Here is a 26118-nt window from a genome sequence, read left to right as displayed (position 1 = left end):
CCCGTCGGCGGCAGCGGCAGCGGCTAGGCTCGCGGCAGTACGAGACGAGCCGTAACCGGGAGACACGCACGATGGCCAAGAAGCGACCCCAGACGAAGGCCAAGCGGCCGCAGCTCACGGACGGACAGATCCCGGTCGTCGGCGCCCGCGAGCCCTGCCCGTGCGGCAGCGGCCGCCGCTACAAGGCCTGCCACGGCCGGGCCGCGTCGCACGCCGCGACCGAGCTGGTGCAGCGGCCCTTCGAGGGACTGCCGGGTGAGTGCGACTGGGTGGCGCTGCGCGAGCTGGTGCCCGCCGCCACGGTCGGGCTGACGCTGAAGGACGGCCTGCCCGAGGACGTCCCGTCCGTCACGCTCGCCACGGTGCTGCCGATGGCCTGGCCGGCTCTGCGCCGCGACGACGGCTCGGTCCTGCTCGGACTGCAGAACGACACGCCGTCCGGTGACATCAGCCGGGACCTCGCCGACACCCTCCAGCGCGCGCTCACCGCCGAGCCGGGAACGCCGGTGCAGGGCCGGCGTGCCCCGGCCGACGGGCCGCGGCTGCAGGACCTGATCGATCCCGAAGGCGCGTTCGAGCCAGTGGTGCACAGCGGGTTCGAGTTCTGGGTGCCGGACTCGGAGAACGCCACGCCCGAGGTGACCGCCTCGCTCGAGCGGGCCAACGCCGCCGCCATCCCCACGGTGAAGCTGACCGGTGTGGACGCCGCGTACTGGTGCGAGACGCCGGAGAAGAACCACCTTCGCTGGGTCATGCCGCACCCGGAGGAGCAGCTTCTGGACGCTCTCGCCCGGCTGCACGCGGCGGGCCGCTCGAGCCTCGGCGAGGGCACCCGGCTGGTCGGTTCCTTCCGTGCTCACGGGCTCACCGTGCCGGTCTGGGACCTGCCGAGCGGGGTCACCGCGGAGGATGTGGAGAAGCCGGCCGCGGAGTTCGCCGAGCGCCTCGCCGCCGCCCTGGCCTCGGACGCGCCGCTCACCGTGGACGAGCGCCGGGCGCGCGGCGGACTCACCAACCGGCAGGTCACACTCAGCTGACGTACAGGCGACGCACGGGCCGCGGCTGATCGGTCGGACAGCCGCGGTCAGGTCGTCCGGACAGGTGACTCCTGTCACAACTCCCCGATGTGACAGGCAAATCCGTGTCCGAATAGCCGAGATCGAATTTGCGAACCGGCGATCTCTTGTTACCGTTCCAGTAGCCCGGTTGCTGGTGCATCCCCCGTCGCCAGCAACCGGGTCTTTCCATGTCCGCCCCCGGTGTACGGAACGCTTCCGTCCGTCAACTGCCCGTGGATACCTCGGAGTTGCTCCCGGAGCGGAGCAGCAGGGGCCCGTCGCCGTCCCGTGTGGCGAACTCCGTGACCGCCGTGTAGGCGTCCGGTCCGCCGCGGCTGCGCTCCCTGGGTGTCTCGCACATGCCGGGCTCGTCGTCGGCGCCCACGGCGCAGCGCATCTGCACCGTGCGCCCGCCGGGCCCCATGAAGCTCAGGACGGCGTCGAGTGCCCGACCGGTGGCATTGCGGTAATAGGTGCGCGCCCAGGTCTCCGGTCCCTGTGTCAGGACGCAGGTCTGGGCCTCGACTCCGTCGGGCGAGGTGAGTTCGGGACCGCAGCGGGCGGCGGTGGCCAGTCCCAGGCCGAGCAGCAGGGGAGAGCGGGAAGGGGCGGGCACGGCGGAGTGGTCCTTGGCGTCGGCGCGCGGAACCGTACCCTCGCCGCGCTCGGGCGTACGTACGGCCGAGCGCCTCGCGTCGCCCACCTGCCCCGCGGACGCCACGGTCAGCGGCAGCGCGACCGCGCACACCACGACGCCCGCGAGGGCGAGCAGACGAACGTTCATGAACAGGAAGATAGGACCAAAGGCACGCCACAGGGCCCGTGCGCGCCCGACACCCCCTACAACTCGGGTGCGCTCACACCCGTACGAGTGAGGGCGTCGACCACGGCGTCCACCACGGCCTCCACGTCGGGCACCCACGGCGAGGCCGAGCCTGGCAACGGGGCGCGCTCCCAGTGGATGTCGCCCTGGCCGGTCTCGGAAGGGGGCAGGGCGAGGTAACCGCCCTCGCCGTGGAAGCGGAGCGAGCCGGGGACGAAGTCCTTGGCGTACAGCAGCTCGCCCAACTGCTCCATGGAATAAGGCTTGACCAGCAGCGACCAGCGGGTGGGCGAGGCGATCACCGGGCCCAGCCGCATGCCGGCGCGGTCGAGGACGTCGAGGGCACGGGCCGCGGCGGTGGCCGGCAGGCTGACCGCGCAGGGCGCCTTGCCGCCGGTCGCGAGGAGGATGGGGGCGCCCGGCCGGTTGGTCCACCACCAGCGCACCATGCGCTCGTCGGTGGTGGCCGCGAGCAGTCCCGGGTCGAAGGGATGCGCGCCGGGCACAGTGCACTCGGGGTCGGAGCAGGTACAGCGGGGCCGTCCCTGCGGATCCGGGGCCACGCCCGGGAGTACGGGCCACTGCCATTCCGTCGCGAAGGTCAGGGCCGCGCTGATCAGCTCGGGCCTCCCGTCGTCCCGCCCGGACAGGAGCCTGCGTCGCCTTCCGAGGATCTCGCGCATGAGCGCTCGTTCCTTTCCGTTGCACCGCTGGCAACACCGTGGATCACATCATGTGTCGATCACTTCACTGTGCGTACCTGTTGGCGCATCACACCCCTGCCGCGACAAGGGGAACCCCAGGGTGTCGAGCGTTGGCCGCGTCCGCGTCCATACTGCGTCCATCAGAAGAGCACGGCCGCTGCGCGGGGGTGGCGAAGACTGGCGTTTTGCCGTCGCACGTATTTCTCTTCGCCTCCGCCACGGGAGGATGGGGCACGGTCGTCGGTGGTTAAGACGCCCGGGTCCGTCGCCAGGTTCCGGGCGGGTCTCCAACCACCCCTGGCCTTCTCCGAGTACGTACCCATCACGACCGCTGTGACGCTCCGTGGAGCGAGCCCAGTCGACCGCAATGAACCTTTACCTGAGGCAGTTTTAAGCCAACTTTGTCGTTATGCAAGATGTTGAGCAGGTACCCACAAGAAGCCCTGGGACACCAGGAATCCAGGCAGGACAATGCTGGACATCCCCTCACGAGTGCGTGTACATGTGGAGCCACTGCTGGCAGCGCAGAAAGACATGGGGGTTCGCGATGCTTTTGAGCAATACGCACCGGTCTGAAAGCCGGACACCATGAACGCCCCCCACCCCCCGAAAGTGGCCGGAATCGATTCAACGCTTCCCACGCCCGCCCACACTGCCGCACCAGCACCGACCGTCCCAGAGGCCCCGGAGGCCCCACCGGTCACCGCCGCCCCCGCCGCGAACTGCCCGCCCCCGCCGAGCGCCCTCGGACCCGGCGCCCTCCTCCAGGACCGGCTGGCCGGCTGGGTCTCGGACCTCACCACCCTGCACGAACTCACCGAACGCCTGGCCCGCAGGGACACCCTCGACGCGGCGCTGACCGAACTGCTGCGCGCCGGCGCCGCCCTGGTCGGCGCCCGGCGCGGTCTCCTCGTCCTGGAACCCGGCGACGGCCTGGGTCCCCGCAGGACCATCGGCCTGGGACTGGGCCGGGCCGACCTCGGCCACCTCGAGACGGTGCCGCGCGTCGCCCAGCCCCACGGCGAACTCCTCGACACCGCCGCCGGACTGCCCGGCGGCCGGGGTGAGAGCGTCCGCCCCGACCTGTTCGCCGAGGACGGCCTCCATCCCCGGCACCGCGAGGTGGCCGCCCGCCTCGGCTACGCCGCCAGCTACGCCCTCCCCCTCATCACCCGCACCGCCGGCCGTCTCGGCGCCGCCGTGTGGCTCTACGACGAGCCCGCCGAACCTGAGGAGCGCCGCCGCCACCTGGCCGGCCTGTACGTCCGCCACGCCACCGAGCACCTGGCCCGGCTGCTGGAACTGGAGCGCACGCGCGCGTGCATGGCGACGATCGCCGAGGAACTGCTCCCCTCCCGGCTGCCGCGGGTGGCAGGTGTGCAGCTCGCCGCCCGGCACCGCACCGGCCCGCGCGGCGGCGGCGACTGGTACGACGCGCTGCCGCTGCCCGACGCCGCGCTCGGTCTCGCGGTCGGCTCGGTGACCGGCTCCGGGCCCAGCGCGGTCGCCGCCATGGGACGGCTGCGGGCCAGCTTGCGGGCGTACGCGGTGATGGAGGGCGAGGACCCGGTCGCCGTCCTGTCCGACCTCGAGCTGCTGCTGCGCCTGACCGAGCCGGCCCGCTCGGCCACGGCCCTGTTCGCCTACTGCGAGCCCGCGCTGCGCAGGGTCACCCTGGCCGGCGCCGGACACAGCCCGCCCCTGCTGATCGGCGAGCGGCGCACCGAGTTCGCGGAGACCTCCGTGTCCGCGCCGCTGGGGATGCTGGCCTGCTGGGAGGCGCCGAGCGCGGAGATCCAGGCGGAGGCCGGGGACACCGTCCTGCTCTACACGGACGGTCTGCTGCACCGCACGGGCGACCCCATGGACCGCGCCTTCGCCCGGCTGCACTCTGCGGCGGCGAGCGCGCCCCGGGCACTGCGCCACGACCCCGGCGCCCTCGCCGACCACGTGCTGCGCACGGTCCTGCCGGACGGGCTGGACACCGCGGACAGTGAGGACGACGTGGTGCTGCTGGCGGCCCGGTTCGACTGACCGGTCAGTCAGAAGGCCCTCTCACCCGGTCATGAGCGTTCGCCCCTGTGGCCCTGTTCGGTACGACCGTACGATGGACGGCATCCAGTGCAGTGTCGAGGAGGATGACCGTGGCCGACGAGCTCACCCCGGCCGAGTCCATTGCTGCTACCGCAGCGGACCCGGAGGAGACGGAAGAGCCGATCAAGCAACGCAAGAACGGCCTGTATCCGGGCGTGTCCGACGAGCTCGCCGAGAACATGAAGTCCGGCTGGGCCGACACGGAGCTGCGCGATCTGAAGCCGATCGAGCAGGCCGAGCACACCGCGCGCCGCCGTGCCGCGCTGTCCGCCCGCTTCCCGGGCGAGCGCCTGGTGATCCCGGCGGGCAATCTGAAGACCCGCTCGAACGACACGGAGTACGCCTTCCGGTCGTCGGTCGAGTACACGTACCTCACCGGCAACCAGACCGAGGACGGCGTCCTGGTGCTGGAGCCCACGACGGACGGTCACAAGGAGACCATCTACCTCCTGCCGCGCTCCGACCGGGAGAACGGTGAGTTCTGGCTGTCCGGCCACGGCGAACTGTGGGTCGGCCGCCGCCACTCGCTCGCCGAGTCCGAGGCCCTGTACGGCATCCCGGCCGCCGATGTGCGCGAGCTGCCCGAGAAGCTCAAGGAGGCCACCGGCCCGGTCCGCGTGGTCCGCGGCCACGACGCGGCCATCGAGGCGGCCCTCACCGACAAGGTCACCGCCGAGCGCGACGAGGAGCTGCGCGTCTTCCTCTCCGAGGCGCGGCTGGTCAAGGACGAGTTCGAGATCGGCGAGCTGCAGAAGGCCGTCGACTCCACCGTGCGCGGCTTCGAGGACGTGGTGAAGGTCCTCGACAAGGCCGAGGCGACGAGCGAGCGCTACATCGAGGGCACGTTCTTCCTCCGCGCGCGCGTGGAGGGCAACGACATCGGCTACGGCACCATCGCCGCCGCCGGCCCGCACGCCTGCACGCTGCACTGGGTGCGCAACGACGGCCCGGTCCGCTCCGGGGACCTGCTGCTGCTGGACGCCGGTGTGGAGACGCACACGCTCTACACCGCCGACGTCACGCGCACGCTGCCGGTGAGCGGCCGCTACAGCGAGATCCAGAAGAAGATCTACGACGCCGTGTACGACGCCCAGGAGGCCGGCATCGCGGCCGTCAAGCCGGGCGGGAAGTTCCGCGACTTCCACGACGCCGCACAGCGGGTGCTCGCCGAGCGGCTCGTCGAGTGGGGCCTGGCCGAGGGCCCCGTGGAGCGCGTCCTGGAGCTCGGCCTGCAGCGCCGCTGGACGCTGCACGGCACCGGTCACATGCTCGGCATGGACGTCCACGACTGCGCCGCCGCCCGCGTGGAGACGTACGTGGACGGCACGCTGGAGCCCGGCATGGTGCTCACCGTCGAGCCCGGCCTGTACTTCCAGGCCGACGACCTGACCGTGCCGGAGGAGTACCGGGGCATCGGTGTCCGGATCGAGGACGACATCCTCGTCACCGAGGACGGCAACCGGAACCTGTCGGCGGCCCTGCCGCGCCGCTCCGACGAGGTCGAGGCGTGGATGGCGTCGCTGAAGGGCTGAGTCGAGGGGCTGAGCTGGAGCGCTGAGCTGAAGCGCTGACACGAGGCCGACGGCCGGGCACCGGGAGCGGTGCCCGGCCGTTCTCATACCCTCGCCGCGTTCACGGAGCCCGATCGTCGTCGTGCAGCGAGCCGTGCAGGCAGTCGTGCAGGCAGTCGTGTGGGTGGCCGTGTGGGTGGCCGTGCAACGGGCTCAGGAACCCGTGGAGTCGACCGGCAGCGAATCCAGGAACAACGCCCCCGCCAGCAGCCCCGCACTGCCCCGTGGGCTCCACGCCCGCGCGTGCAGGTCGGCGTCGAGGGCGGCCAGCGCCTGAGCGCCCCCGGTCGTCGCCGCGCCGCCCGCCTCCAGGACCCCGCGCGCGCCCGCCTGCACATGACGCAGGCCCATGGGGCCCGCCGTGTAGAGCAGTTCGGTGTCCTGGAGGGTGGACATCACGGTGAGCAGGGCGTCCAGGCGGGCCTCGGCCTCGGTGGCGCCGGCCGAACGGGCGGTGGCAAGCGCGTCCAACGCCCGCCGCACGTGCGGAAAGCCGGCCTTCGCCTCACCGCGCGCCCCGGCCGCGCCGTACTTCGCCGACACGGACGAGCCGCGCGAGGGTCTGAGGGGTGCGCGGCGGTCGGGATGCGCGGCGATCCGCTTGGCGACCGTCAGGACGTCCCGCGCCCCGGGCCTCGGTCCTGACGCCGCCGCCGCGACCAGCAGGCCCAGGGTCCACAGGGCGCCCCGGTGGCCGCCGCCCGCCAGTCCCACCGAGTGCTCGGTGCAGCGGCCTATCGCGCCCAGTTCCGCCCGCAGTCCCGGCGTGATGTCGCCGCTCCGGCGGGCGGAGGCGGCCATCGCCGCGAGGCCGGGGGCCAGCGCCTTCGCCGACCAGCGCAGGGCACGGTGGTCCCGGCGGGTGGTCCGGGCGGTCAGGTCCCGGGGATCGGGCAGTCCCGGCTTGGGAGCCAGCGCCAGCTGCCCGGTGAGCGCGTCCACCGCGGCCTGGGCCAGCGTGTCGTCCTCGCGGCTGCTCATGGCCGTACCTTACGAGGACGCGGACGCCGAGGGGGACGAACTGTCGGTCGGGGCACCGCTCGGCGGCGTACCCGTCGGGGCGTCGCCGGGCGCGCCGCTCGGGGGTGTGCCCCCGCCGCCGCTGCCCGCGCCGGTGTTCTCGGCGTCGGGGTCGATGCCCAGGGTGAGGTGGCCCTTGTAGCCCTTGGAGGGGTCCTTCTTGTGCACGGGCTCGAGGGTCAGCAGGCCGCTGGAGGCGCCGCCGCCGTCGTAGACCATGTCGTCGGCGAGCTCCGTGTAGGTGCCGGTGTGCTTCGCGTACGGCTCCAGGGCGAACACCGCCTCGGCGATGTCGTCGTCGAAGAACAGCTGGCCGGTGAAGTTGACCTTGCCGCCCTCGTAGGTGCCGTCCGCCTTCTGGCCGCCGGTGTGCACCTTGACGTGGATGTGGCAGGTGCGGGGCGTGTACCAACCGGGGAAGATCGTCTCGAACTTGACGACCCCGTTCGCGTTGGCGATCTGGTAACCGCGCAGATAGGTGCTGTCGTTCGCGCTGTCGCCCTCCTCGCTCTCGGCCGGTGCCGAGCCTCCGGGGTTGGCCGTGGTGTAGCCGGAGTAGTAGCCCCAGGCGTCGCAGTGCCAGATCTCGACGGCGGCGCCGGGGACCGGGGTGCAGCCGTCGGTGGCGTCCACCACGGTGAGGCGCAGCGTCAGCGGGACGCCGTTCTTGCCCTCGGTGATGTCCTTGCGCACCAAGGCACCGTCGAGGTAGTAGGGCCCTTCCGTGACACTCGACATCAGCTGCATGCAGGTACCGCTGGTCGAGGTGACCGAGGCGGAGGCGCTCGCCGAGGCCCCGGTGGTCGTGTCCGCGAAGGCCGACTGGTAACCGGCGGCGGCGAGGCCGGAGGCCGCGACCGTGCCGCCGGTCACCGCGATCACGCGACGCCGGGTGATCTTGTTCTTGTGCTTTCCCGTCATGACCGGGGAACCTACGGACCGGGCTTGTCAGGGACATGAGTCACGACTGGCAACGAGCTGTGAACGCCGCGCTGTGACTGCCGCGCCAGGTACTGCCGCGCCAGGTACTGCCGCGCTGTGAAGGCCGGGACCGCGACTCGGCTAGACCGTTATGAGCGGCGCGTCGTCGCGCCACTTGAGCATCTTGTCGAAACTGACCACCGTGCCGGCACGGCCCGGCTCGGGCCCGATGTGGACATGGTCGGCGAGTGCCCGGATGAGGCACAGGCCGCGTCCGTGCTCGGCGTCCAGGCGCGGCGGCCGGGTGCCGGAGCCTCGGGCGAGTCCCGGGCCGGAGTCGGTCACCTCGATGCGGCACTTCTCACCGTCGAGGTAGGCCGTCACCCGGTACGCCTCCGAGGAGGCGTCGAGCGCCCCGCCCCCGCCGTGCTCGACGGCGTTCGCGCAGGCCTCACTGAGGGCGACGGACAGGTCGTAGGAGATGTCGGGGTCCACGCCCGCGGTCTCCATCGCGCCCATGAGAAGGCGTCGGGCGAGCGGCACGCTCGCGGCGTCGCGCCGCAGATGGAGTGACCACCAGATGCTCATGCTCCAGCCTCCTGGCCGCGGCTCGACATACCGATACGTATTGCCGCCCGTGGCCGTGTGTAAGCACACCGTCGGCGTGACACCGCCCATACGGTGGATGCGGACGCAGACGAATCGGTGTATGAGGGACGCCCCGGCAGGGCCCGTCTCCCGGACCTGCCGCACGGCCCGGGTGGGAGCAGTGCGATGATGAGCCCGCCATGACTGCCCCCCACCCGCGCACGACACGCTCCGGAGCGGAACTCCGGATTCTGCGGGCCACGGTTTTCGCCGCGGTCTGCGTCGTGCTGGCCGCGGTGGGGCACACCCTGGCCGCCTGCGCCACCGTCCCGCTGTGGACGCTGGGCGCGGGATTCCTCGGCTCCCTGCTGCTGGTGGCCCCGCTCACCGGGCGGGACCGCTCGCTGCCGGGGATCGCGGCGCTGCTCGCCTTCGGGCAGACCGCGCTGCACATGCTGTTCGGGCTGGCCGAGCGCGCGACGGTCTCCGGCGGTATGTCGGTGGCGTCCATGGGCTCGATGTCCACGGGCACGATGTCCCGGACGAGCGACCAGGACCTGGTGGCCCGCGCCGCCCGGCTGCTCTGCGGGGCGGGCGCGGCCGGCCTCAGCCCCGCCCACGCCTACAAGGTCCTCGCCGACGCGCATCTGGCCGGCGTGGCGGGTGTGCGGCCCGGCACGGACATGAGCACCGCGCGGCAGGCTGCGGGCGCGACCGGCTCGGCAGCCTCACTGTTGCCGTCCCTGCTGCCGTCCCTGCCGATGCTCCTCGGCCACCTCCTCGCGGCCGTCGCCGTCGGCTGGCTGCTGCGCCGCGGTGACCTGGCGGTGCTGCGGCTGCTGGACCTCTCGGTGCACGGGGTCGCCGAGGGGGCGCTCGTACGTTCCCTGCGCGGGGCGCTCGCCCTGGCGTGCGCCCTGTGCGCCGGTCTCCCCGGCACTCCCGGCCCCCGCGCGCGTGTCCGTCGTACCGCTCCGAGCGACTCACCAGCCCCGCACACCACCGCACTCCAGCACACGGTGATCCGGCGCGGCCCGCCGCCCGCCGCCGCACTCGAACTCGCCGCCTGACGCGACACCGAAGCCACTCCCACGGGATCCGTGCGGAGAGGGGCCGCCGTCGCTTCACGCGCGCGTCCCCCTCTTCACCACCGGGACCCATCCCGGATCTCACTCAGAGTGGAGTGCTGTCTGCCATGAAGGCCATCAAGGCTTCCCGTCTCGCCGCCGCCGCTGCCGTCGCCGGCTTCTCCGTGCTCGCCCTGTCCGCGCCCGCCTTCGCGCACGTCAGCGTGCAGCCGGAGACCACACCCGCCAAGGGCGGCTACGCGGTCGTCGACTTCAAGGTGCCCAACGAGCGCGACAACGCCTCGACCACCAAGCTCGAGGTCAACCTCCCCGCCGACCATCCGCTGGCCTCGGTGATGCCGCAGCCGATCGACGGCTGGAAGGTGAAGGTCACCAGGTCCAAGCTCGCCAAGCCGATGGAGATGCACGGCGAGAAGATCACCGAGGCGGTCACCAAGGTCACCTGGACCGCCGACGGCAAGGGCATCGAGCCCGGCTACTTCCAGAAGTTCCCCCTGTCCATCGGCGCCCTGCCCGATGACACCGACGAACTGGTCTTCAAGGCGATCCAGACGTACTCCAACAAGGAGGTCGTCCGCTGGATCGAGGCCCAGCAGGACGGCCAGGAGGAACCCGAGAACCCGGCCCCGGTGCTCGAACTGTCCGCCGCCTCCGCCGACGAGCACTCCCACGGCTCGTCCGGCGCCGAGGACGCCTCCGACAAGACGGACGGCAAGACCGAGACCGCGGCCGCCTCCGACGGCTCCTCCTCCGGCGGCAGCGACACCACCGCGCGCGTGCTCGGCACCGTCGGCATCGCCCTCGGCGTGGCAGGCGTGGCGTACGGCGTGCTCGCCGGGCGCCGGCGCTCCGCCTGACCTCATCCCATCCGCACCGCGCACAGGGGGCCGTGCCACTCTTGCGTACGGCCCCGGTGCGCGCCGGAGCTCTCACATCCGGGACATATCTCTATGCGCAACAAGACGTTCGCGGCGGCCGCACTGTTCGCCGCCGCCACCCTGACCCTCACCGCCTGCGGCAGCGAAGACAGCAAGTCGCCCGTCAGCGTGGTCTCCGAGGAGTCCGGCTCCGACAAGGCCGCCACCGTCCTCGACCAGCCCTTCGAGAAGCCGGACCTCGTCCTCACCGACACCCACGGCAAGAAGTACGACCTCCGCAAGGAGACCAAGGGCAAGCCGACGCTCATCTACTTCGGCTACACCCACTGCCCCGACATCTGCCCGCTGACCATGAACAACATCGCGGTCGCCAAGAAGTCGCTGCCCAAGGCCGAGCAGGCGAAGCTGCGCGTGGTCTTCGTCACCACCGACCCCGGCCGCGACACCCCCGCCGAACTCGGCAAGTGGCTCAAGGGCATCGACTCCCAGTTCATAGGCCTGACCGGCAACTTCTCCACCATCCAGGCCGGCGCCCGGTCGCTGGGCATCTCCATCGAGCCGACGAAGAAGGACAAGAACGGCAAGGTCGTCTCCGTCCACGGCACCCAGGTCATCGCCTTCAACCCGAAGAACGACGGCGGATACCTGCTCTACGGCGAGGACACCACGGTCGACGACTACACGAAGGACCTCCCCAAGATCATCAAGGGGGCCACGCCATGAGGCGCTCCGCCCTGCCGGTCGCGGCGACAGCCGCCGCCGTGGCGCTCGCCGGCTGCGGCGGGTCAGGCGACACCAAGGCGGAAGTGTCGGTCAGCTCGTCCTACATGCCGCAGCCCGTCTCCGCCGACATGGCGGCCGGCTTCCTGACGATCGTCAACAACGGCGGCACGAAGGACGAACTGACCAAGGTCACCAGCGACGTCGCCGGTGACGTCACCATGCACGACACCGTCGGCGGTGCGATGGAGGAGGTCACCTCCTTCCCCGTCCCCGCCCACGGCCGGCTGGTCTTCAAGAGCGGCGGCAACCACCTGATGTTCGAGAAGCTGAAACACCGGCCGGAACAGGGCCAGACGATCACCCTGAAACTCACCTTCGCCAAGTCCGGGCCCCTCACCGTCGAGATGCCGGTGAAGTCCGCCACGTACAACCCGTCGACCGGACACTGAGGGAGGGACCACCTTGACGCGGACCATCACCCCCCGCCTGCGCACCCTGGTGCTGCTGTTCCTGGCCGTCACCGGCGCGCTGCTGGCCGGGGCAGGGCCTGCCTCCGCGCACGCCGCGCTGACCGGCAGCGACCCCGCCCAGGGGGTGGTGGTCAAGAAGGCGCCGGAGCAGGTGTCGCTCACCTTCTCCGAGCAGGTGTCGATGAACGACGACTCGCTGCACGTCCTCGACCCCGCGGGCAAGAAGGTCGACGTCGGCAAACCGTCCAACATCAGCGGAACGACGTACGCCGTACAGCTCAAGAGCGGCCTGAAGGACGGCACCTACACCGTCACCTACCAGGTCGTCTCGGCCGACAGCCACCCCGTCTCCGGCGCCTACACCTTCTCCGTCGGGGCCCCCTCCCAGACCACCGTCTCCGTCTCCGGACGGACCGCGAACGACAGCGCCGTCGGCTGGCTGTACGGGTTCGGCCGCTACATGTCGTACGCCGGCTACATCGTCCTCGTGGGCGGCGCCGCCTTCGTGCTCGCCTGCTGGCAGCGTGGCTCCGGGGTACGGGCCGTGCAGCGGGTCGTCGTCGGCGGCTGGCTCACGCTCACCGCGGCCACGCTCTGGCTGCTGCTCCTGCGCGGTTCCTACACCAGCTCCGGGAAGATCGGCGCCGTCTTCGACCTGGACCTGCTCGGCCAGGTGCTGCAGACCAAGACCGGCGCGGCACTCGTCTCCCGACTGTTGCTGCTCGCCGCGGCGGCGCTGTTCATCGCTGTCCTGTTCGGCGCGTATGACAAGCGGGAGGACGAGGAGAAGCGCGACCTCACCTTCGGTCTCGCGATCGGCGGCACCGTGGTCGCCGCCGGACTCGCGGCGAGCTGGGCGATGGCCGAGCACGCCTCGACCGGGCTCCAGCCGGGCATCGCCATGCCGGTCGACGTGGTGCACCTGCTGGCCGTCGCCACCTGGCTGGGTGGCCTCACCGCCCTCCTGGTCGCCCTCTACCGGGCACCCGCCGAGACCCCGGTGGAGACCGCGGCCGTCCGCCGCTTCTCCCGCCTCGCCATGGGATCCGTCGCCGTGCTCGTCGCGACCGGCGTCTACCAGTCCTGGCGCCAGCTCGGCTCCTGGTCGGCGTTCACCGACACCCGCTACGGGCAGTTGCTGCTGGTCAAGATCGGGCTCGTGACACTGCTGGTCGGCATCGCGGTGGTCTCCCGGCGGTGGACGGCCCGGCTCGCCGACACGGCGCCCGCGTCGAGGGAGGGGAAGCAGTCCGAGACCGCCGAGGCACAGGCGGAGGCCGAGACGGAGGCCGAAGTGAAGGCCGAAGTGCAGGCCGAGGTGAAGGAGCGTGTGACCGCACCCGCCTCCGCCCCGGACACCCAGCGCGCCACCCAGCTCGCCCGGCAGCGCGCCGCCCAGGACTCCGCCCGGCGGAAGCGGCTGCGCGACGCCGACCCGAACCGCTTCGGCCTGCGCCGCTCTGTCCTGGCCGAGGCGGGTGTCGCCGTCGTCCTGCTCGCCGTCACCACCGTGCTGACACAGACCGAACCGGGCCGCACCGAGCAGGAGGCCAAGGCGGCCGCCTCCTCGTCCTCCGCCTCGTCGTCGTCCTCCTCCGGGGCACTCACCCTCGACATGCCGTTCGACACCGGCGGTCAGGACGGCAAGGGTGTCGTACGGCTCGACCTCGACCCCGCGCGCGTCGGCGGCAACGAGATGCATGTCTACGTCCAGCGGCCCAACGGCCGGGCCTTCGACGTCCCCGAGGTGAAGGTCGCCTTCACCCTCGAAGCCAAGAAGATCGGGCCGCTGCCCGTGACCCCCGACCACATCGCCACCGGGCACTGGGCCGCGACCGGAGTGCAGATCCCCATGGCCGGCGAATGGAAGATCGCCGTGACCGTGCGCACCTCCGACATCGACCAGGTGACCGTCTACAAGAACGCGCAGATCGGCTGAACCGCACCATGGCTGACCAGTCCATCCCGAAGGCTCGTCCTTCCGACACCGCCGTGGAGGAGGTCGTCCCCTCCGACGGCTCCTCGCGGGACGGCCTCTCACGCAGGAAGCTGCTCGGCACCGCCGGCGCCACCGGTCTCGTGCTCGGTGCGGCCGGCGGGGCCGTGGGATACGCCGCCGCACCCGCCGGAGCCACACCGCTGACCTCGGTCGGTGCCGACCGGGTGATGTTTCACGGGAAACATCAGCCCGGCATCACCGACGGCCTCCAGGCCCGCGGCCACCTCGTCGCATTCGACCTGGCGGCGGGCGCGGGCCGCAAGGAGGCGGCCGCACTGCTGCGCCGCTGGTCGGTGACGGCCGAGCGGCTGATGGCCGGCGAACCGGCCGCACACGACGACACCGACGTGGCCCGGGACGCCGGCCCGTCGTCGCTGACGATCACCTTCGGGTTCGGGCACAGCTTCTTCGGCCGGACCGGACTGGAGAAGCAGCGCCCGGTCTCCCTCGACCCGCTGCCCGACTTCTCCTCCGACCACCTGGACAAGGCGCGCAGCAACGGCGACCTGTGGGTCCAGATCGGCGCCGACGACGCCCTCGTCGCCTTCCACGCCCTGCGCGCGATCCAGAAGGACGCCGGCAGCGCGGCCCGCGTCCGCTGGCAGATGAACGGCTTCAACCGCACCCCGGGCGCCACCGCCCATCCCATGACGGCCCGCAACCTGATGGGCCAGCTCGACGGCACCCGCAATCCGAAGCCGGCCGAAGCCGACTTCGACAAACGGATCTTCGTCCCTGCCTCCGGCTCGAACGACCCCTCCTGGATGGCAGGCGGCTCCTACGCGGTCGTACGCCGGATCCGCATGCTCCTCGACGACTGGGAGAAACTGTCGACGTCGGCCCAGGAGGCGGTCATCGGGCGCCGCAAGTCCAACGGAGCGCCCCTGTCGGGCGGCGACGAGACGACCGCGATGGACCTGGAGAAGGCGGACGCCAAGGGCGACTACGTCGTCCCGCTCAACGCCCACGCGCGTATCACCCGGCCCGACCAGAACGGGGGCGCCGCCATGCTCCGGCGGCCGTTCTCCTACCACGACGGCATCGACGCCGACGGGACACCCGACGCCGGCCTGCTGTTCGTCTGCTGGCAGGCGGACCCGCTGCGCGGCTTCGTACCCGTGCAGCGCAAGCTCGACCGGGGCGACGCGCTGTCGAAGTACATCCGGCACGAGGCCAGCGGTCTGTTCGCGGTGCCGGGCGGTGCCGCGAAGGGGGAGTACGTGGGGCAACGCCTGCTGGAGGGGTGAGGTCACGCCGGTTCACCCAGGGCGGGGGCAGTCCCGGAACATCTGGGCCGGCTTTCCGTGCGGCCATTAGGGTGAGGGCATGCCAGCGAGCTATGCGTATCTCGGCCCCGAGGGCACCTTCACCGAAGTCGCCCTGCGCACCCTCCCGGAGGCGGCCACTCGGGAGCTGATCCCGTACGTGTCGGTGCAGTCCGCACTGGACGCCGTACGCGCCGGAGAGGCCGAGGCCGCGTTCGTGCCGATCGAGAACTCCGTCGAGGGCGGCATCACCACCACCTTGGACGAGCTGGTCGCGGGCACGCCTCTGATGATCTACCGCGAGGTGCTGCTGTCCATCACCTTCGCACTGCTGGTCCGGCCGGGCACGAAGCTGTCCGACATCAAGACCGTGACCGCCCACCCGGCCGCCCAGCCGCAGGTCCGCAACTGGCTCAAGGCCAACCTCCCGGAGGCCGTCTGGGAGTCCGCCGCCTCCAACGCGGACGGCGCCCGGCTGGTCCAGGAAGGCCGGTACGACGCCGCCTTCGCCGGCGAGTTCGCGGCCGCCCGGTACGGGCTGACGGCCCTGGAGACCGGGATTCACGACGCGGAGAACGCGCAGACCCGGTTCGTACTGGTGGGACGCCCGGCCCGGCCCGCGGCCCCGACCGGCGCGGACAAGACGTCGGTGGTGCTCTGGCAGCGCGACGACCATCCCGGAGGCCTGCGCGACCTCCTCGGCGAGTTCGCGACCCGGGGCATCAACCTCATGCTGCTGCAGTCCCGCCCGACCGGCGCCGGCATCGGCAACTACTGCTTCTGCATCGACGCCGAGGGCCACATCTCCGACCGGCGGGTGGCCGAGGCGCTGATGGGGCTGAAGCGGATCTGTCTGCAGGTACGGTTCCTCGGCTCGTACCCGCGTGCGGACATCGCCCCGGGCGGAGCCCGGCCCACGCTGCCCGGGACGTCGGACGAGGAGTTCGTGTCCGCGGCGGACTGGGTCGCGCGCTGCCAGGACGGGCGGTTCTAGAGTTATCCACAGACGTTATCCACAGGTCAAGTTCTCGACCTGGGGACAAGTCGACACCGAAGCGCCACTCGGTCGACAAATCGCCCTACAGGGCGCACCCCGAGGCGGCAGCGAGCACCTCGCCCTTCGTCCACCCGTTTCCTTTGGTTCATCTTTTGAGGCGACCCTTTTCCACCCGAAAGTGGGTGTCGAGTCGGTTTGAACCGGGAATTCCTCACTCTGATCACCACTTCCGGAGTGATCAGTTCCGGCATCCACAGAAGTTCCGCACAGCCTGTGGATAACTCTTCCGAGCGTGTGGATCCCTGTGGACAACACGGTCCCCAAGTCCCGTTCGCCGCAAGGAAGTCGAGTCAACGTCGCGTCCCTCACATGCCCCGTCCCGGGGAGTGAGACAGAGTTTATTGACACGCTGGGCATTTACCCCATAACGGTAGGTATTCCGCAGTTCGTCGTAGTTCGGGAAACCAGGTCGTGAGCCAGAACGTCGCACCGGTAGCCTTGACCGCGTGATTGACCTTCGCCTGCTCCGTGAGGACCCCGACCGTGTGCGCGCCTCCCAGCGCGCCCGTGGAGAGGACGTCGCGCTCGTCGACTCCCTCCTGTCCGCCGACGAACGGCGCAGGTCGTCCGGCGTCCGCTTCGACGAGCTGCGCGCCGAGCAGAAGCAGCTCGGCAAGCTCATCCCCAAGGCCACCGGCGACGAGAAGGCCGAGCTGCTGAAGAAGGCGAGCCAGCTGGCCGCCGACGTCAAGGCCGCCGACGCCGAGCGTGACGCGGCCGACGCCGAGACCCAGCAACTCCTCCAGCAGCTGGGCAACCTCGTCCACCCGGACGTGCCCGTCGGCGGCGAGGAGGACTTCGCCACGCTGGAGACGCACGGCACGATCCGCGACTTCACGGCCGAGGGCTTCGAGCCCAAGGACCACCTCGAGCTGGGCCAGCTCCTCGGCGCGATCGACGTGGAGCGCGGCGCGAAGGTCTCCGGCTCGCGCTTCTACTTCCTGACCGGCGTCGGCGCCCTGCTGGAGCTCGCGCTGGTGAACGCGGCCATCGCCCAGGCCACCGCCGCGGGCTTCACCCCGATGCTGACCCCGGCACTCGTCCGCCCGCAGTCCATGGCGGGCACCGGCTTCCTCGGCCAGGCTGCCCAGGACGTCTACCACCTCGACAAGGACGACCTGTACCTGGTCGGCACGTCCGAGGTGCCGCTGGCCGCGTACCACATGGACGAGATCATCGACGCGGACCGGCTGCCGCTGCGTTACGCGGGCTTCTCGCCGTGCTTCCGCCGTGAGGCCGGCTCGCACGGCAAGGACACCAAGGGCATCTTCCGCGTCCACCAGTTCGACAAGGTCGAGATGTTCTCCTACGTCACTCCCGAGGACTCGCAGGCGGAGCACCAGCGCCTGCTGGACTGGGAGAAGCAGTGGCTGACCTCGCTCGAACTGCCCTTCCGCGTCATCGACGTCGCCACCGGTGACCTCGGCGCCTCGGCATCGCGCAAGTTCGACTGCGAGGCGTGGATCCCGACCCAGGGCAAGTACCGCGAGCTGACCTCGACCTCGGACTGCACCGAGTTCCAGTCCCGCCGCCTGTCGATCCGCGTCCGCGAGGGCAAGCAGGTGCGCCCGCTGGCGACGCTCAACGGCACGCTGTGCGCCGTACCCCGCACCATCGTGGCGATCCTCGAGAACCACCAGCAGGCCGACGGCTCGGTGCGGGTTCCCGAGGTGCTGCGCCCGTACCTCGGCGGCCGGGAGGTCCTGGAGCCGGTGGCCAAGTGAGCGCTGTATCTCCCTCTGGGAGGTTCCCCTACCGGCTCGTCGCCACCGACCTCGACGGAACGCTTCTGCGCTCCGACGAGTCGGTCTCACAGCGCACACGTGACGCGCTCGCCGCGGCCACCGCGGCGGGCGCCGCGCACATCGTCGTCACGGGCCGGGCGGTCCCCTGGACCCGGCACATCCTCGACGACCTCGGCTACGACGGCCTCGCCGTCTGCGGCCAGGGCGCGCAGGTCTACCACGCGGGCGAGCACCGCCTGCTGACCTCCGTGACCCTGGACCGGCAGCTGGCGGGTGTGGCACTGGCCAAGATCGAGGCCGAGGTGGGCCCGCTGTATCTGGCGGCGAGCCGCGACGGCCTGGACGGTGACGTGCTGGTGGGGCCGGGCTACGCGGTCGGCGGCACACTGCCCTCGGTCCCGTTCACGGACGCGTCGGACCTGTGGACCGCCCCGCTGAACAAGATCTACATCCAGCATCCCGAGCTGTCCGACGACGAACTGGCCGAGGCGGCCCAGCAGGCCGCGGGCGGCTTCGTCACCGTCGCCATGGCGGGCGCGGGCATCGTGGAACTGCTGCCGCTGGGACTGTCCAAGGCCACGGGCCTGTCCCTGGCTGCCCGCCGCCTGGGCGTGAAGGGCACCGACACGCTCGCCTTCGGCGACATGCCCAACGACATCCCGATGTTCGCCTGGTCCGCCCGGGGGGTGGCGATGGCCAACGCCCACGGGGAACTGAAGGCGGTCGCGGACGAGGTGACGTCCTCCAACGAGGAGGACGGCGTCGCGGTGGTGCTGGAGCGGTTGCTGGGCTGATCTCTCAGCCCGGTCTGTTGCGGAGGATGCACGGATCGAACGTGCGCGGGGTTGCCCCCGACCGCGGCTTAGCAAGCCGGTGCCTTACCACTCGGCCAATCCTCCGGGTGGGCGGTCCACGCGAGAGCGACATCGCGTGCTCGAAGCGACCGCCCCGGGCAGCACCCCGTGCGGGGCGGGCTCCACGGTGGCGTAACTACACCGGAGCCTGCCGCTGGCTGCCCTGTCGGGAACCGGACGTACTGTCGTGCATGGACATCGCCCGGCTCCTCTCCCAGAATGTGGCGCCGGTCTCCGGACCGGCGGTGTGGACACAACCACTGTGCCGGTACACCGAGTTGGACGCCACTGATTTACCGGCCGCTACCGGCGGCGCCACCTGCGCCGACGCGCCTTGCTGAAGAACCATCCCGCCGGCGGCTCGTCGGAGCGCCAGGGCTGCGGCTCCGGCGACCCGGCACGCCAGCGGGCGGCGAGCATCCGGGCGCGGGCGGACGGCTCGGAGGTCTCGGCGGCCCGTATGAACTCCTCGTCCAGGACGACGCCGTCCCAGACGTCGCTCCGCGGTGTCTCCTCTGCCATCCCCGGCCTCCTAGCCGTACATCCGCTTTCACCCAGTCTGCGCGAACGGGGGTGAAGCCCCCGTCAAGACGGACCCGGCGCCCTACTCCTCGCCCGCCAGCGTCAGCGACCGCAGCTTCTGTCCCGCGTACCAGGTGGCGAGCACGGTGACCGCCACCAGCAGCACGGTCCCCGTGGTCAGTGAGACGTCCGATGTGACCATGTCCCCGCCGGCGACCTTGTGGGCCACGGCCAGCGCCCACTGCTGGACGCTCAGCGTGCGCGCGCCGGGCACCAGGGAGCCGAACAGCGCCTCCCAGACCAGTGCGTAGACGAGCCCGAACACCACCGCGTGCCGGGACACCGTGCCGAGCAGCAGGAAGAGCGCCGCGTAGGCGATCGAGGCGACCAGCGCGGCCACCGTGTAGGCGACGGCTATCTGCTGGCCGTTGCCGTTCAGGATCAGGCCCGCGATCATGGTCGGTACGGCGGAGAACACCATGGTCACCGCGATCGCCACGATCAGCTTCGTGAAGATGATCGTCGGTCGCTTCAGCGGCTTGGACAGCAGGTACACCACGGAACCGTCGTCGATCTCCGGTCCGATGGCGCCCGTGCCCGCGATGACGCCGATGATCGGCACCATCGTGGCCAGCGCGAAGCCGCCGAGGACGTCGGAGGCCGTCTGGTCGTCGGCTCCGGTCAGGGCGCGTACGGCCACGGAGATCACGATCAGCAGCAGGGGCAGCGCGCCCAGGATGAGGGCCCGGCGACGGCCGAGCAGGGCCCGGTAGGTGAGCCGGGCGACTGTGGGGTCGTACATCATGGGCCTCCTACGCCGCGACCAGGTACGAGAAGACGGACTCGAGGGACTCGTCGGACGGCGAGACCGTGAGCAGCCGGATGCCGTGGTCCCGGGCGACCTTCGGCAGCAGGGTGGTGAAGCGGCCGAAGTCGACGGCCTGGATGCGCAGTGCGCCCTCGGTGAGGTCGACCTCGATGCCGGAGGTCGACGGGTCGGCGATCAGCGCGGCCGCGAGGGCGCGGTCGTCGCTGGAGCGCACCAGGTAGCGGTGCGGGCGGTCCGTCATCAGACGGCGGATCTTGCGGAAGTCGCCGCTCGCGGCGTGCCGTCCGGCGACCACGACCTCGATGTGCCAGGCGAGTTGCTCGACCTCTTCGAGGATGTGGGAGGAGAACAGGACCGTGCGGCCCTCGTCGCCCATCCGCCGCAGCAGCTCCATCAGCTGCATGCGCTGGCGCGGGTCCATGCCGTTGAAGGGCTCGTCCAGCAGGAGCAGGGACGGGTCGTGGACCAGCGCGGAGGCCATCTTCACGCGCTGTCGCATGCCCTTGGAGTAGGTGGAGATCTTCCGGTCCTGGGCGTACTCCATCTCGACCGTGGCGAGGGCGCGCTGGGCGGCCTTCGCGCCGAGGCCGTGCATTTCGGCGTTGGCGACGACGAACTCGCGGCCGGTGAGGAAGTCGTACATCGCCTCCCGCTCGGGGACGATGCCGATGTGCTTGTAGATCTCCTCGTTGCGCCACACCGGCTGCCCGTCGAGGGTGACGGTGCCGGTGGAGGGGGCGAGGAAGCCGCCCATCATGTTGATCAGGGTGGACTTGCCGGCGCCGTTGGGGCCGAGCAGGCCGGTGACGCCGGGGCCGATGGTCATGGTGATGTCGTTGACGGCGACCACGTTGCCGAACCAGCGGGAGACGTGGTCGATGGACAGCGTGGTCATCAGAGGCCCACCTTCTTGTAGCGGCGCATCAGGAGGCCGTAGGCGGCGGCGATCAGGCCCAGGACGACGAGGACGTACACGGCGCCCTGTCCGTTGGACGGGCCGACCCCTCCCGGGAAGGCCGAGGTGCCGCCGAGGAAGGCGGACTGCACCCCGTCGATCAGGGTGACCGGTGAGAACAGGCCGATCCACGGGACGGCGCTGCTGCTGCCCTGGGAGTCGGCGATGGCCTGGAGGGTGGAGACCGCGCCGTAGGAGATGGTCATCACGGCGATCACGGCGGCGATGCCGAAGCCGCGGCGCGGGGTGGCGGCGGCGATGACCAGGCCGATGCCGGCGAAGAGCAGCGAGAGCAGGGCCACGGCTACCAGTCCCTGGGCGAATTCCTTGGTCTGGTGGGCGAAGCCCATCTTGGCGAGCAGTGAGCCCACGTACATCACCAGCAACGGGGCGCCGGTGAGGATGAACATCGCCGAGGCGAGCGCCGCGAACTTGGCCTGTACGTAGTCGGCGGTCTCGATGGGCCGCGAGAAGTACAGCGGCACGGTCTTGAAGCGCAGGTCGCGCGAGACGGACTGGGGTGCCTGCGAGGCGACGTACAGGCTGATCACGGCCTGCATGACGATCGCGTAGCGGGTGTAGGACAAGGGCAGTTCGTGCGCCTTGGTGGCGACGGCCACGGCGACCATGATGGCCGCGGGCACGCACATCACCGCGAACAGCAGCATCGGCAGGACCTTGGACTTGGCCGACCGGCCGAGGCCGTAGGCGCCGCGCAGGGACTGCGAGTACAGGGAGCGGCGGGCGTAGGCGCGGCCGAGGCGGGGGCCGTCGTAGCTGCGGTAGCCGATGTTGTGGATACGGGTCTGGTCGCCCGGCGTCGCCGGGGGATGCTCAACCGCCATGACCGACGGCCTCCTTCCGCTGCTCGTCGCTGCTGGTGAACACCTCGGAGATGTGGTGCCGCCGCTGCTCCATGCGCACCAGGCCGAGTCCGAGGTCGGCGACGACGTCGCGCACGAGGTCGTACGTGTCCTCGCCGGTGGCGGTCAGCAGCAGGATGTGTCCGGCGCCGGGCAGTCCGGCGCCCTCGGCGTGGGTGTCCACCCCGCGTGCATGGAGCGCCTCGCGGACCGCGCGGGTGCCGTCGGGGTGGTCGTCGCTGTCGGTGACCTCGATCGCGAGGGTGGTCGTGGTCTGGGTGAAGTCGGTGGTGGAGCTGGAGCGCAGGAGCTTGCCGCCGTCGATGACGACGACGTGGTCGCAGGTGCGCTCCAGTTCGCCCAGGAGGTGGGAGGTGACCAGGACCGAGATGCCGAAGTCGGTGTGGATGCGGCGGATCAGGCCGAGCATCTCGTCGCGGCCGACCGGGTCGAGGCCGTTGGTGGGCTCGTCGAGGAAGACCAGCTGCGGGTCGTGCACGAGGGCCTGGGCGAGCTTCACGCGCTGCTTCATGCCGGTGGAGTAGCCGCCGATGGGGCGGTAGCGCTCCTCGTACAGGCCGACGTGGCGCAGGGTGTCGGCGGTGCGCTCGCGGGCGGCGGCCGGGGGCAGGCCGGAGATGCGGGCCATGTGCACGACGAACTCGGTGGCCGAGACGTCGGGCGGCAGGCAGTCGTGCTCCGGCATGTAGCCGACCCGCTCGCGGATGGTGGCGCCCTTGGTGGCGACGTCGAGGCCGAGCACCTCGGCGCGGCCCTCCGTGGCGGGGGACAGACCCAGCAGGATCTTGATCAACGTTGACTTGCCGGCTCCGTTGGCACCGACGAGCCCCGTCACACCGGGTCCGACGTCCACGGAGAGCCGGTCAAGCGCGGTCACCCGGGGGAACCGCTTGCTCAGGCTTTCGGTCGCGATCACAGTCACGTCTTCGAAGGTAGTGACGCGGGCCACGCCGGGCGTCAGACCGCAGAGCCGTCTTGGCGTCAGACTCCAGTAGTACGGGCTCCTAGGGGTAACCCTGAGGTCGGACGACCGGCCCGCCTGTTGACGCTTGGTCTAACAACTGGAACAGTCGCGTGGACCGGGCCGCAGGCACACGGTGCGGCCGGAGCCGACGGCGGGCGGAGGCGAAGTGACGACGCTGGAGGGCGCGCGGGAGCGCCGGGTGCGCACGGGCGGGGTCGAGCTGTGCGTGGCGGAGCTCGGTGATCCGGACCTGCCGACGGTGGTGCTGGTGCACGGCTACCCGGACAGCAAGGAGGTCTGGTCGGAGGTGGCCGCCCGTCTCGCCGGGCGTTTCCACGTGGTGCTGTACGACGTCCGGGGCCACGGCCGTTCGACGGCACCCCGGCCGCTGCGCGGCGGCTTCACCCTGGAGAAGCTCACGGACGACTTCCTCGCGGTCGTGGACGCGGTCAGCCCGGACCGGCCGGTGCACCTGGTGGGGCACGACTGGGGGTCGGTGCAGTCCTGGGAGTTCGTCACCGTCAAGCGCGCCGAGGGCCGGATCGCCTCCTTCACCTCTATGTCGGGGCCGTCCCTGGACCACTTCGGGCACTGGATCAACGCGCGCGTGAAGCGCCCCACGCCCCGCCGCGCGGTCCAGGTCATCGGCCAGGGCGCCAGGTCCTGGTACGTGTACCTGCTGCACGCCCCGGCCCTGCCCGAACTGGCCTGGCGCAGCCCGCTGGCCAAGCACTGGCCAAGGATCCTGCGGCGGGTGGAGAAGCTGCCCGGCGACGACTATCCCACCGGATCCCTGCCCACGGACGCGGCGCACGGTGCCTGGCTGTACCGGGACAACGTACGGTTCCGGCTGCGCAGGCCGCGCCCGGACGCATACGCGCACGCGCCCGTGCAGCTCATCACGCCCCTGGAGGACAGGTTCCTGTCAGAGCGGCTGTACGACGACCTGGAGCAGTGGGTTCCGCAGCTGACCCGTCGGACGCTCCCGGCCGGGCACTGGATCCCGCGTACCCGGCCCGACCGGTTGGCGGCCTGGATCGAGGAGTTCGTCACGGGCGTCGAGGACGGCCGGCCCCAGGCTCGGCCCACCGGTCGGTACGCCGACCGGTTCGCCGGTCAGCTGGTCCTGGTGACCGGTGCGGGCGGCGGCATCGGACGGGCCACCGCCTGCGCGTTCGCGGAGGCGGGCGCGCGCGTGGTGGCCGTCGACCGGGACGCGGAGGCCGCCGCCCGCACCGCCGAGCTGTCCCGCCGGCTGGGTGCCCCGGGCGCCTGGGCGGAACGCGTCGACGTCTCCGACGAGCAGGCCATGGAGAAGCTGGCCGAGAAGGTCGCCGCCGAGCACGGGGTGGTCGACGTGCTGGTCAACAACGCGGGCGTCGGCCTGTCCGGCTCGTTCTTCGCCACGACACCGGACGACTGGCGCAGGGTCCTGGACGTCAACCTGTGGGGAGTCATCCACGGTTGCCGCCTCTTCGGCGCGCGGATGGCAGAACGCGGGCAGGGCGGCCACATCGTCAACATCGCGTCGGCGGCCGCGTACCAGCCGTCCAGGGCGCTGCCCGCCTACAGCACCTCCAAGGCGGCGGTGCTCATGCTGAGCGAGTGCCTGCGGGCCGAGCTGGCCGGACAGGGGATCGGGGTGACGGCGGCCTGTCCGGGCTTCGTCAACACGGGCATCACGTCGACGGCCGTCTTCGCGGGCGTGGACGCCGAGGAGCAGAAGAGGCGCCGCAAGAGGGCAGCCCGGCTGTACGGCCTGCGCAACTACCCGCCGGAGAAGGTCGCCGACGCCGTCCTGGACGCGGTGGCCCGTGACAAGGCCCTGGTCCCGGTGACCCCGGAGGCCCGCGGTATGCGCCTGCTGTCCCGGTTCCTGCCCGGGGCTCTGCGGGCCTTGGCCCGGGTGGAGCCGCAGTGGTGATCTCGGCGAACTCCGCCTGTAAGGCGGCCAGTTGTCCACAGAACCACCAACTTCCCTGTGGATAACCCCACTTGGCTGTGGATCAAACCTCAGCGGCGAAAGAAAGTGCGTGATTCCCGTCTCCCCGTCCATGCTGAGGCAATGGACGAAAGACGCACCATGAAGGTGTCGAAGTACCTTTCGAAGCATCTACGTCACCAGCCCGAGAGAATCGGTCTCGCGCTCGACGAGGGCGGGTGGGTCGAGATCGACACGCTGATCGCCGCGGCCGCCACGCACGGGTTCCGCTTCACCCGCGAGGAACTGGACCACGTGGTGGCCGTCAACGACAAGAAGCGCTTCGCGGTCGAGGGCACCCGGATCCGCGCCAGTCAGGGGCACAGCATCGACGTGGACCTCGGCCTGCCCCCGGTGACCCCGCCGGCGTACCTCTACCACGGGACCGTGGCCCGCAACCTGGACGCGATCCGCGCCGAGGGGCTGCGGCCGATGAACCGGCACGACGTCCACCTGTCGGCCGACCGCGAGACGGCCGAGCGGGTCGGCGCCCGGCGCGGCCGGCCCGTCGTCCTCCCGGTCGACGCGGCCGCCATGCATCACGACGGGCACGTGTTCCACGTCAGCGCCAACGGGGTATGGCTCACCAAGGCCGTGCCGCCGCAGTACCTGCGGTTTCCCGGGACGCACTGATTCCCTGACCGGCATGATCAGTCGTATGGACCATCTCCCGGAACACCTCTCGACGACGGAAGCCGCCGTCGCCGCCTGCCGTGCGATCGCCGACGAGTACGCGCGCGAGATGGAGGTCACTCACGACATCGGCGCCGACCAGACCTCGCGCCGCACCGCGGCGGGTGTCGGTGTCACCACCGATGCCGACGGCTCGCTCCCGCACGAGGCCTTCGTCGAGTTCGGCGGTGTGCCCGAGGTGACCGTGCGGCTGTATCCCGATGACGACGCGCTGATCACCGTCGACGGCATCGAGTGCCCTGACGTCCTGCGCGACGACGTGCCCGCCTTCCTCCGCTCCGTCTTCGGCGGCCTGGCGTACGTCAAGGCACGCCGCTTCCCTCGGGGCTACTTCCTGATGGTGCCCCTCCCTCGTGACCGTGTGCACAAGGAATACGTGCTGCTCGGCCTCAGTCCGTGGCTGAGCCGCCGCGTGCGGTGACGGTTTCACGT

General features: G+C 71.1%; 25 protein-coding genes and 1 tRNA gene. 15 read left to right on the top strand and 11 right to left on the bottom strand.

What is annotated here, in order from left to right:
* Nucleotides 1-71 precede the first annotated feature (71 nt).
* Nucleotides 72-1037 carry a DUF5926 family protein gene (locus tag ACFYZQ_RS11265; protein WP_389144644.1) on the top strand — a complete coding sequence of 322 codons (966 nt, stop codon included), beginning with the start codon at nucleotides 72-74 and terminating at the stop codon, nucleotides 1035-1037.
* A gap of 244 nt (nucleotides 1038-1281) precedes the next feature.
* Here the strand turns inward: ACFYZQ_RS11265 and ACFYZQ_RS11260 are convergent, their stop codons facing one another.
* A complete protein-coding gene (locus ACFYZQ_RS11260) occupies nucleotides 1282-1842 on the bottom strand; it encodes a hypothetical protein (protein WP_389144642.1) in 561 nt (186 codons plus the stop codon).
* A gap of 56 nt (nucleotides 1843-1898) precedes the next feature.
* The gene (locus tag ACFYZQ_RS11255) at nucleotides 1899-2564 is read right to left on the bottom strand and encodes a bifunctional DNA primase/polymerase (RefSeq protein WP_389144639.1); all 666 of its coding nucleotides are present in this window, start codon (nucleotides 2562-2564) and stop codon (nucleotides 1899-1901) included.
* Between the two features lie 609 nt (nucleotides 2565-3173).
* Here ACFYZQ_RS11255 and ACFYZQ_RS11250 point away from each other — a divergent pair.
* Together ACFYZQ_RS11250 and ACFYZQ_RS11245 are read left to right on the top strand one after the other, a co-directional pair.
* Nucleotides 3174-4619, top strand: a complete 1446-nt coding sequence (locus tag ACFYZQ_RS11250; protein ID WP_389144636.1) for a PP2C family protein-serine/threonine phosphatase — start codon at nucleotides 3174-3176, stop codon at nucleotides 4617-4619.
* A gap of 104 nt (nucleotides 4620-4723) precedes the next feature.
* Nucleotides 4724-6211, top strand: a complete 1488-nt coding sequence (locus ACFYZQ_RS11245) for an aminopeptidase P family protein (RefSeq protein WP_389144633.1) — start codon at nucleotides 4724-4726, stop codon at nucleotides 6209-6211.
* Between the two features lie 192 nt (nucleotides 6212-6403).
* Here the strand turns inward: ACFYZQ_RS11245 and ACFYZQ_RS11240 are convergent, their stop codons facing one another.
* From ACFYZQ_RS11240 to ACFYZQ_RS11230, 3 genes are all read right to left on the bottom strand, one after another.
* Nucleotides 6404-7231, bottom strand: coding sequence for a triphosphoribosyl-dephospho-CoA synthase (locus ACFYZQ_RS11240; protein WP_389144630.1), 828 nt, complete (start codon nucleotides 7229-7231; stop codon nucleotides 6404-6406).
* A 9-nt stretch (nucleotides 7232-7240) separates the two neighbouring features.
* Nucleotides 7241-8191 carry an intradiol ring-cleavage dioxygenase gene (locus ACFYZQ_RS11235; protein WP_389144627.1) on the bottom strand — a complete coding sequence of 317 codons (951 nt, stop codon included), beginning with the start codon at nucleotides 8189-8191 and terminating at the stop codon, nucleotides 7241-7243.
* 141 nt (nucleotides 8192-8332) lie between these two features.
* The gene (locus tag ACFYZQ_RS11230; protein WP_389144624.1) at nucleotides 8333-8779 is read right to left on the bottom strand and encodes an ATP-binding protein; all 447 of its coding nucleotides are present in this window, start codon (nucleotides 8777-8779) and stop codon (nucleotides 8333-8335) included.
* A gap of 200 nt (nucleotides 8780-8979) precedes the next feature.
* Here ACFYZQ_RS11230 and ACFYZQ_RS11225 point away from each other — a divergent pair, with 200 nt between their 5' ends.
* The 9 genes from ACFYZQ_RS11225 to ACFYZQ_RS11185 all read left to right on the top strand — a co-directional run bounded on the left by ACFYZQ_RS11225 (nucleotide 8980) and on the right by ACFYZQ_RS11185 (nucleotide 18798).
* Entirely contained in the window at nucleotides 8980-9849 is an 870-nt protein-coding gene (locus ACFYZQ_RS11225; RefSeq protein ID WP_389144622.1) for a hypothetical protein, read from the top strand.
* A 134-nt stretch (nucleotides 9850-9983) separates the two neighbouring features.
* Nucleotides 9984-10724: a YcnI family protein gene (locus ACFYZQ_RS11220; RefSeq protein WP_389144769.1), complete on the top strand. Its 741-nt coding sequence runs from the start codon at nucleotides 9984-9986 to the stop codon at nucleotides 10722-10724.
* Between the two features lie 93 nt (nucleotides 10725-10817).
* The gene (locus ACFYZQ_RS11215; protein ID WP_389144620.1) at nucleotides 10818-11468 is read left to right on the top strand and encodes an SCO family protein; all 651 of its coding nucleotides are present in this window, start codon (nucleotides 10818-10820) and stop codon (nucleotides 11466-11468) included.
* A complete protein-coding gene (locus ACFYZQ_RS11210) occupies nucleotides 11465-11917 on the top strand; it encodes a copper chaperone PCu(A)C (RefSeq protein ID WP_389144617.1) in 453 nt (150 codons plus the stop codon). The genes ACFYZQ_RS11215 and ACFYZQ_RS11210 overlap by 4 nt, the downstream gene beginning before the upstream one ends.
* 13 nt (nucleotides 11918-11930) lie before the next feature.
* The gene (locus ACFYZQ_RS11205) at nucleotides 11931-13877 is read left to right on the top strand and encodes a copper resistance CopC/CopD family protein (RefSeq protein ID WP_389144615.1); all 1947 of its coding nucleotides are present in this window, start codon (nucleotides 11931-11933) and stop codon (nucleotides 13875-13877) included.
* Between the two features lie 8 nt (nucleotides 13878-13885).
* Nucleotides 13886-15184, top strand: a complete 1299-nt coding sequence (gene efeB, locus ACFYZQ_RS11200; protein ID WP_389144612.1) for an iron uptake transporter deferrochelatase/peroxidase subunit — start codon at nucleotides 13886-13888, stop codon at nucleotides 15182-15184.
* 79 nt (nucleotides 15185-15263) lie between these two features.
* The gene (gene pheA, locus ACFYZQ_RS11195; protein ID WP_389144609.1) at nucleotides 15264-16196 is read left to right on the top strand and encodes a prephenate dehydratase; all 933 of its coding nucleotides are present in this window, start codon (nucleotides 15264-15266) and stop codon (nucleotides 16194-16196) included.
* A gap of 509 nt (nucleotides 16197-16705) precedes the next feature.
* The gene (gene serS, locus ACFYZQ_RS11190) at nucleotides 16706-17983 is read left to right on the top strand and encodes a serine--tRNA ligase (protein ID WP_389144606.1); all 1278 of its coding nucleotides are present in this window, start codon (nucleotides 16706-16708) and stop codon (nucleotides 17981-17983) included.
* A complete protein-coding gene (locus ACFYZQ_RS11185) occupies nucleotides 17980-18798 on the top strand; it encodes an HAD family hydrolase (RefSeq protein WP_389144603.1) in 819 nt (272 codons plus the stop codon). The genes serS and ACFYZQ_RS11185 overlap by 4 nt, the downstream gene beginning before the upstream one ends.
* A gap of 20 nt (nucleotides 18799-18818) precedes the next feature.
* Here ACFYZQ_RS11185 and ACFYZQ_RS11180 read toward each other — a convergent pair.
* From ACFYZQ_RS11180 to ACFYZQ_RS11155, 6 genes are all read right to left on the bottom strand, one after another.
* A tRNA-Ser gene (locus ACFYZQ_RS11180) sits at nucleotides 18819-18903 on the bottom strand.
* A 258-nt stretch (nucleotides 18904-19161) separates the two neighbouring features.
* Nucleotides 19162-19380 (bottom strand): hypothetical protein, encoded by a 219-nt coding sequence (locus ACFYZQ_RS11175; protein ID WP_389144600.1) that lies wholly within the window; start codon nucleotides 19378-19380, stop codon nucleotides 19162-19164.
* 82 nt (nucleotides 19381-19462) lie between these two features.
* A complete protein-coding gene (locus ACFYZQ_RS11170) occupies nucleotides 19463-20182 on the bottom strand; it encodes an ABC transporter permease subunit (RefSeq protein WP_388802694.1) in 720 nt (239 codons plus the stop codon).
* A 10-nt stretch (nucleotides 20183-20192) separates the two neighbouring features.
* Complete coding sequence (locus ACFYZQ_RS11165) at nucleotides 20193-21104, bottom strand: ABC transporter ATP-binding protein (RefSeq protein ID WP_389144597.1); 912 nt, start codon at nucleotides 21102-21104, stop codon at nucleotides 20193-20195.
* The gene (locus tag ACFYZQ_RS11160) at nucleotides 21104-22009 is read right to left on the bottom strand and encodes an ABC transporter permease (RefSeq protein WP_389144594.1); all 906 of its coding nucleotides are present in this window, start codon (nucleotides 22007-22009) and stop codon (nucleotides 21104-21106) included. Before ACFYZQ_RS11160 ends, ACFYZQ_RS11165 begins: the two co-directional genes overlap by 1 nt.
* Entirely contained in the window at nucleotides 21999-22964 is a 966-nt protein-coding gene (locus ACFYZQ_RS11155; protein WP_389144766.1) for an ABC transporter ATP-binding protein, read from the bottom strand. Before ACFYZQ_RS11155 ends, ACFYZQ_RS11160 begins: the two co-directional genes overlap by 11 nt.
* A 214-nt stretch (nucleotides 22965-23178) precedes the next feature.
* On the opposite strand from ACFYZQ_RS11155, the gene ACFYZQ_RS11150 reads away from it, so the two are divergent.
* The 3 genes from ACFYZQ_RS11150 to ACFYZQ_RS11140 all read left to right on the top strand — a co-directional run bounded on the left by ACFYZQ_RS11150 (nucleotide 23179) and on the right by ACFYZQ_RS11140 (nucleotide 26107).
* A complete protein-coding gene (locus ACFYZQ_RS11150) occupies nucleotides 23179-24936 on the top strand; it encodes an SDR family oxidoreductase (protein WP_389144591.1) in 1758 nt (585 codons plus the stop codon).
* 141 nt (nucleotides 24937-25077) lie between these two features.
* Nucleotides 25078-25626, top strand: a complete 549-nt coding sequence (locus ACFYZQ_RS11145) for an RNA 2'-phosphotransferase (RefSeq protein ID WP_389144588.1) — start codon at nucleotides 25078-25080, stop codon at nucleotides 25624-25626.
* Between the two features lie 13 nt (nucleotides 25627-25639).
* On the top strand, nucleotides 25640-26107 hold the full coding sequence (locus tag ACFYZQ_RS11140; RefSeq protein WP_389144585.1) for a hypothetical protein: 468 nt from the start codon (nucleotides 25640-25642) through the stop codon (nucleotides 26105-26107).
* Nucleotides 26108-26118: the final 11 nt, after the last annotated feature.

It is taken from the genome of Streptomyces sp. NPDC001843 (assembly GCF_042891955.1).
In the GTDB taxonomy this organism is placed as follows: domain Bacteria; phylum Actinomycetota; class Actinomycetes; order Streptomycetales; family Streptomycetaceae; genus Streptomyces.
The sequence above is the reverse complement of the archived record's forward strand: the minus strand, read 5'-3'. Positions and strand labels throughout refer to the sequence as shown.

Bases quoted from the DNA above. Each gene is read 5' to 3' on its own strand.
- ACFYZQ_RS11265 (WP_389144644.1), top strand. From the start codon at position 72: ATGGCCAAGAAGCGACCCCAGACGAAGGCCAAGCGGCCGCAGCTCACG.
- ACFYZQ_RS11260 (WP_389144642.1), bottom strand. From the start codon at position 1,842: ATGAACGTTCGTCTGCTCGCCCTCGCGGGCGTCGTGGTGTGCGCGGTC.
- ACFYZQ_RS11255 (WP_389144639.1), bottom strand. From the start codon at position 2,564: ATGCGCGAGATCCTCGGAAGGCGACGCAGGCTCCTGTCCGGGCGGGAC.
- ACFYZQ_RS11250 (WP_389144636.1), top strand. From the start codon at position 3,174: ATGAACGCCCCCCACCCCCCGAAAGTGGCCGGAATCGATTCAACGCTT.
- ACFYZQ_RS11245 (WP_389144633.1), top strand. From the start codon at position 4,724: ATGACCGTGGCCGACGAGCTCACCCCGGCCGAGTCCATTGCTGCTACC.
- ACFYZQ_RS11240 (WP_389144630.1), bottom strand. From the start codon at position 7,231: ATGAGCAGCCGCGAGGACGACACGCTGGCCCAGGCCGCGGTGGACGCG.
- ACFYZQ_RS11235 (WP_389144627.1), bottom strand. From the start codon at position 8,191: ATGACGGGAAAGCACAAGAACAAGATCACCCGGCGTCGCGTGATCGCG.
- ACFYZQ_RS11230 (WP_389144624.1), bottom strand. From the start codon at position 8,779: ATGAGCATCTGGTGGTCACTCCATCTGCGGCGCGACGCCGCGAGCGTG.
- ACFYZQ_RS11225 (WP_389144622.1), top strand. From the start codon at position 8,980: ATGACTGCCCCCCACCCGCGCACGACACGCTCCGGAGCGGAACTCCGG.
- ACFYZQ_RS11215 (WP_389144620.1), top strand. From the start codon at position 10,818: ATGCGCAACAAGACGTTCGCGGCGGCCGCACTGTTCGCCGCCGCCACC.
- ACFYZQ_RS11210 (WP_389144617.1), top strand. From the start codon at position 11,465: ATGAGGCGCTCCGCCCTGCCGGTCGCGGCGACAGCCGCCGCCGTGGCG.
- efeB (WP_389144612.1), top strand. From the start codon at position 13,886: ATGGCTGACCAGTCCATCCCGAAGGCTCGTCCTTCCGACACCGCCGTG.
- pheA (WP_389144609.1), top strand. From the start codon at position 15,264: ATGCCAGCGAGCTATGCGTATCTCGGCCCCGAGGGCACCTTCACCGAA.
- ACFYZQ_RS11175 (WP_389144600.1), bottom strand. From the start codon at position 19,380: ATGGCAGAGGAGACACCGCGGAGCGACGTCTGGGACGGCGTCGTCCTG.
- ACFYZQ_RS11170 (WP_388802694.1), bottom strand. From the start codon at position 20,182: ATGTACGACCCCACAGTCGCCCGGCTCACCTACCGGGCCCTGCTCGGC.
- ACFYZQ_RS11165 (WP_389144597.1), bottom strand. From the start codon at position 21,104: ATGACCACGCTGTCCATCGACCACGTCTCCCGCTGGTTCGGCAACGTG.
- ACFYZQ_RS11160 (WP_389144594.1), bottom strand. From the start codon at position 22,009: ATGGCGGTTGAGCATCCCCCGGCGACGCCGGGCGACCAGACCCGTATC.
- ACFYZQ_RS11145 (WP_389144588.1), top strand. From the start codon at position 25,078: ATGGACGAAAGACGCACCATGAAGGTGTCGAAGTACCTTTCGAAGCAT.
- ACFYZQ_RS11140 (WP_389144585.1), top strand. From the start codon at position 25,640: ATGATCAGTCGTATGGACCATCTCCCGGAACACCTCTCGACGACGGAA.